Origin of the sequence: Pseudomonas sp. NPDC089534 (genome assembly GCF_044749305.1) — a bacterium.
GTDB lineage: Bacteria > Pseudomonadota > Gammaproteobacteria > Pseudomonadales > Pseudomonadaceae > Aquipseudomonas > Aquipseudomonas ekonensis.
On sequence record NZ_JBIVHR010000168.1, the window covers coordinates 1 to 5,437 of the forward strand.

Annotated in this window: 4 protein-coding genes; 1 reads left to right on the top strand and 3 read right to left on the bottom strand. The window is 62.1% G+C overall.

Going from position 1 to position 5,437, the window contains the following annotated elements; all coding sequences use genetic code 11:
• On the top strand, positions 1-2,684 hold a 2,684-nt coding region (uvrA, locus tag ACIP0B_RS27740; protein WP_400838250.1), incomplete at its 5' end, for an excinuclease ABC subunit UvrA.
• A gap of 63 nt (positions 2,685-2,747) precedes the next feature.
• On the opposite strand, the gene bfr is transcribed toward uvrA, so the two are convergent.
• From bfr to rplQ, 3 genes are all read right to left on the bottom strand, one after another.
• On the bottom strand, positions 2,748-3,212 hold the full coding sequence (gene bfr, locus ACIP0B_RS27745; RefSeq protein WP_085585816.1) for a bacterioferritin: 465 nt from the start codon (positions 3,210-3,212) through the stop codon (positions 2,748-2,750).
• A gap of 149 nt (positions 3,213-3,361) precedes the next feature.
• Entirely contained in the window at positions 3,362-4,816 is a 1,455-nt protein-coding gene (locus ACIP0B_RS27750; RefSeq protein WP_400838254.1) for a catalase, read from the bottom strand.
• A 238-nt stretch (positions 4,817-5,054) separates the two neighbouring features.
• Positions 5,055-5,437, bottom strand: a 383-nt coding sequence (gene rplQ / locus ACIP0B_RS27755) for a 50S ribosomal protein L17 (RefSeq protein ID WP_400838257.1), incomplete at its 5' end; no start/stop codon positions are given.

The following is a 5,437-nucleotide window of genomic DNA, read 5'->3' on the forward strand; positions in this document are numbered from 1 at the left end:
GGGTCGGTCATGGGGCCTCCGGGCGCAATGCCCGGCAGTTCCTGTCGATGATGGAAAAGCCCGACGTCGACACCATCGAAGGCCTGTCGCCGGCGATCTCCATCGAGCAGAAGTCGACCTCGCACAACCCGCGCTCCACGGTCGGCACCATCACCGAAATCTACGACTACCTGCGCCTGCTCTATGCCCGCGTCGGCACGCCGCGCTGCCCGGACCACGACATCCCGCTGGAGGCGCAGACCGTCAGCCAGATGGTCGACCTGGTGCTGGCCGAGCCTGAAGGCAGCAAGCTGATGCTGCTGGCCCCGGTGATCCGCGAGCGCAAGGGCGAGCACCTGTCGGTGTTCGAAGAGCTGCGCGCCCAGGGCTTCGTCCGCGCCCGGGTCAACGGCAAGCTCTTCGAGCTCGACGAACTGCCGAAACTGGACAAGCAGAAGAAGCACACGATCGAAGTCGTGGTCGACCGCTTCAAGGTGCGCGCCGACCTGCAGCAGCGCCTGGCCGAATCGTTCGAGACCGCGCTGAAGCTGGCGGACGGCATCGCCCTGGTGGCGCCGATGGACGACGAACCGGGCGAGGAGATGATCTTCTCCGCGCGCTTCGCCTGCCCGGTCTGCGGCCACGCCATCAGCGAGCTGGAGCCGAAGCTGTTCTCCTTCAACAACCCGGCCGGCGCCTGCCCGACCTGCGACGGCCTGGGCGTGAAGCAGTTCTTCGACATCAAGCGCCTGGTCAACGGTGAACTGACCCTGGCCGAAGGCGCGATCCGCGGCTGGGACCGGCGCAACGTCTACTACTTCCAGATGCTCGGCTCGCTGGCGTCCCATTACGGGTTCAGCCTGGAGCAGCCGTTCAACCAGCTGTCCGCCGAGCACCAGAAATACATCCTGCACGGCAGCGGTTCGCAGAACGTCGACTTCAAGTACCTCAACGACCGGGGCGACATCGTCAAGCGCTCGCACCCGTTCGAAGGCATCGTGCCGAACCTGGAGCGCCGCTACCGCGAGACCGAGTCGGCCAGCGTGCGCGAGGAACTCGCCAAGTTCCTCAGCACCCAGGCCTGCCCGGATTGCCGCGGCACCCGCCTGCGCCGCGAAGCGCGGCACGTGTGGGTCGGCGAAAAGACCCTGCCGGCGGTGACCAACCTGCCGATCGGCGACGCCTGCGACTACTTCGGCGACCTGAAGATGACCGGCCGCCGCGGCGAGATCGCCGACAAGATCCTCAAGGAGATCCGCGAGCGCCTGCAGTTCCTGGTCAACGTCGGCCTCGACTACCTGTCGCTGGACCGCAGCGCCGACACCCTGTCCGGCGGCGAGGCCCAGCGGATCCGTCTGGCCAGCCAGATCGGCGCAGGCCTGGTCGGCGTCCTGTACATCCTCGACGAGCCGTCCATCGGCCTGCACCAGCGGGACAACGACCGCCTGCTGGGCACCCTCAAGCACCTGCGCGACATCGGCAACACGGTGATCGTGGTCGAGCACGACGAAGACGCGATCCGCCTGGCCGACTACGTGGTGGACATCGGCCCCGGCGCCGGCGTCCATGGCGGGCAGATCGTGGCCGAAGGCTCGCCGGACGAAGTCATGGCGCATCCGGACTCCCTGACCGGCAAGTACCTGTCCGGCCGGGTCAAGATCGAAGTGCCGGCCAAGCGCACGCCGCGCAACAAGAAACAGGTGCTGTCGCTCAAGGGCGCCCGCGGCAACAACCTGCGCAACGTCGACCTGGAAATCCCGATCGGACTGCTGACCTGTGTAACCGGTGTGTCCGGCTCCGGCAAATCGACGCTGATCAACAACACGCTGTTCCCGCTGAGCGCCACCGCGCTGAACGGCGCCACCACCCTGGAAGCGGCGCCGCACGACAGCATCAAGGGCCTGGATCACCTCGACAAAGTGGTCGACATCGACCAGAGCCCCATCGGCCGGACACCGCGCTCAAACCCGGCGACCTACACCGGGCTGTTCACGCCGATCCGCGAACTGTTCGCCGGCGTCCCAGAAGCCCGCTCCCGGGGCTACGGCCCAGGCCGCTTCTCGTTCAACGTCAAGGGCGGACGCTGCGAAGCCTGCCAGGGCGACGGCCTGATCAAGGTGGAAATGCACTTCCTGCCCGACATCTACGTGCCGTGCGATGTGTGCAAGAGCAAGCGCTACAACCGCGAGACCCTTGAGATCAAATACAAGGGCAAGAGCATCCACGAAACCCTCGAAATGACCATCGAGGAGGCGCGGGAGTTCTTCGACGCGGTGCCGGCCTTGGCGCGCAAGCTGCAGACCCTGATGGACGTGGGGCTGTCGTACATCAAGCTCGGGCAATCGGCGACGACCCTGTCCGGCGGCGAGGCGCAACGGGTCAAGCTGTCCCGCGAGCTGTCCAAGCGCGACACCGGCAAGACCCTGTACATCCTCGACGAGCCGACCACGGGCCTGCACTTCGCCGACATCCAGCAACTGCTCGACGTGCTCCATCGCCTGCGCGACCACGGCAATACCGTGGTGGTGATCGAGCACAACCTGGATGTGATCAAGACGGCCGACTGGCTGGTGGACCTGGGCCCGGAAGGCGGATCGAAGGGCGGACAGATCATCGCCACCGGCACGCCGGAAGAAGTCGCCGAGATGCCGCAGTCGCACACCGGCCACTACCTCAAACCGTTGCTGATCCGCGACCGGGCCTGATCCCCGGGCATGAAAAAGCCCCGGTCACCGTGAAGTGACCGGGGCTTTTTTACATCGCAACCCTCAAGCGTGGGATTGCAGGTAGTTCTCGAGACCGATCAGCTTGATCAGGCCCAACTGCTTTTCCAGCCAGTAGGTGTGGTCTTCTTCGGTGTCGTTGAGCTGAACCCGCAGGATCTCGCGGCTGACGTAGTCCTTGTGCTGCTCGCACAGCTCGATGCCTTTGCACAGCGCAGCGCGAACCTTGTACTCCAGGCGCAGATCCGCCTCGAGCATTTCCGGCACGGTGGTGCCGACATCCAGGTCATCCGGGCGCATGCGCGGAGTGCCTTCAAGCATCAGAATCCGGCGCATCAGCGCGTCTGCATGACCGGCCTCTTCTTCCATCTCGTGGTTGATCCGTTCGTAGAGCTTGGTGAATCCCCAGTCCTCATACATCCGCGAGTGAACGAAATATTGGTCACGCGCGGCCAGTTCGCCGGTCAGCAGCGTGTTGAGGTAATCGATAACGTCTGGGTGGCCTTGCATCGCCCTACATCTCCCTTCCTGAAAGTCTGTAGTTTGAACCAACCTGACTGGAAGGTCACCCGTTTCGCGCAATAAAAGCGAAGATATTCTTAGAAAACCAGCCTAAATAACGCAAAAACCGCCCTAATGAGGGCGGTTCTGCTTCTCGTTTAGACTTCGTTAAGCTGTACGTTGAGCAGCTTTGCGATTGCTTCTCCATACGCCGGATCGGCCTTGAAGAAATGCTGCAGCTGGCGGTCGACGACATCGCTCGACACACCCGCCATCGCACCGGCGATGTTGCTGGTCAGCAACGCTTTCTGCTCGTCGCTCATCAACCGGAACAGCGCACCGGCATGGCTGTAGTAGTCGGTGTCTTCACGGTGATCGTAACGGTCCGCCGCACCGCTGAGGGCCAATGGCGGCTCCGCGTAATGCGGTGCCTGCTTCGGCGACTCCACGTAGCTGTTCGGCTCGTAGTTGGGCGCGGCCCCACCGTTGCTGCCGAAGGCCATGGCACCATCACGCTGGTAGGTATTCACCGGGCTGCGTGGCGCATTCACCGGCAGTTGCTGGTGATTGGTGCCGACACGATAGCGGTGCGCATCGGCGTAGGCGAACACACGACCTTGCAGCATACGATCCGGGGAAAGGCCGACGCCAGGCACCATATTGCTTGGGCCGAACGCCGCTTGCTCAACTTCGGCGAAGTAGTTCAGCGGGTTGCGGTTCAGCTCCAACTCGCCCACTTCGATCAACGGGAACTCCTTCTGCGACCAGGTCTTGGTCACGTCGAACGGGTTCTCGTAATGCCCTGCGGCCTGGGCCTCGGTCATGATCTGAATGCACACGCGCCATTTCGGGAAGTCACCGCGCTCGATGGCTTCGAACAGGTCACGCTGGGCGTAGTCAGGATCGGTGCCGGCCAGACGGGCCGCTTCTGCCGGCGCCAGGTTCTTGATGCCTTGCAGGGTCTTGTAGTGCCACTTCACCCAATGACGTTCGCCGTTGGCGTTGATCAGGCTGTAGGTGTGGCTGCCGAAGCCGTGCATGTGACGATAACCGTCCGGAATCCCGCGGTCCGAAAACAGGATCGTGACCTGGTGCAACGCTTCCGGTGAGTGCGACCAGAAATCCCACATGGCCTGCGCACTTTTCAGGTTGCTCTGCGGCAGGCGTTTTTGGGTGTGGATAAAGTCCGGAAACTTCAGCGGATCGCGAATGAAGAACACCGGCGTGTTGTTGCCGACGATGTCCCAGTTGCCTTCCTCTGTGTAGAACTTGAGAGCGAAGCCACGGGGATCCCGTTCGGTGTCTGCCGATCCGCGCTCACCGCCGACAGTGGAAAAGCGCAGGAACGTCGGGGTCTGCTTGCCGACCGCCGAAAACAGACTGGCGCTGGTGTACCGAGTGATGTCACGCGTGACCGTGAAGGTGCCGTAGGCTCCCGAGCCTTTGGCGTGCACCCGGCGCTCCGGGATGTTTTCACGGTTGAAATGGGCAAGCTTCTCGATCAGGTGAAAGTCATCGAGCAGCAGCGGTCCACGAGGCCCCGCAGAGCGGGAGTTCTGGTTGTCGGCGACAGGTGCGCCACTGGCGGTCGTAAGCGTCTTGCTCTGGCTCATGCGATCTTCTTCCTCTGTCAGTCTTGAACTGCCGGCTAATCGGCTTGGTGGGGAGTATTGATCATCAATGTGACAGCCACAAATTCATTAACTTGCAGACATCAATAGATATTAATAATGATGAATCCCACTCTATAGTGACAACTGAAGTGAGGCATTAGCTTGTACGCAAGACGCATTCTTCCAGGCACAAAAAAACCGGGCACTGGGCCCGGTTTTTCCGTTTCAGACTGACGTCTTACTCAGCGGATACAGCTTCGCCGCCGACAGCACGATCAACCAGCTCGACGTACGCCATAGGAGCGTTGTCGCCAGCGCGGAAACCGCACTTGAGGATGCGCAGGTAGCCACCCTCACGGGTAGCGTAACGCTTGCCCAGATCGTTGAAGAGCTTACCGACGATAGCTTTCGAACGGGTACGGTCGAAAGCCAGACGACGGTTAGCAACGCTGTCTGTCTTGGCCAGAGTGATCAGCGGCTCGGCAACGCGGCGCAGTACTTGGGCTTTTGGCAGAGTAGTATTCATCAGCACGTGCTCGAACAGCCACACCGCCATGTTCTGGAACATAGCCTTACGGTGGGAGCTGGTGCGGCTCAGGTGACGACCACTTTTACGATGAC

Excerpts from the sequence above, each read along its gene's own strand:
- bfr (WP_085585816.1), bottom strand. The coding sequence starts at position 3,212 with ATGCAAGGCCACCCAGACGTTATCGATTACCTCAACACGCTGCTGACC.
- ACIP0B_RS27750 (WP_400838254.1), bottom strand. The coding sequence starts at position 4,816 with ATGAGCCAGAGCAAGACGCTTACGACCGCCAGTGGCGCACCTGTCGCC.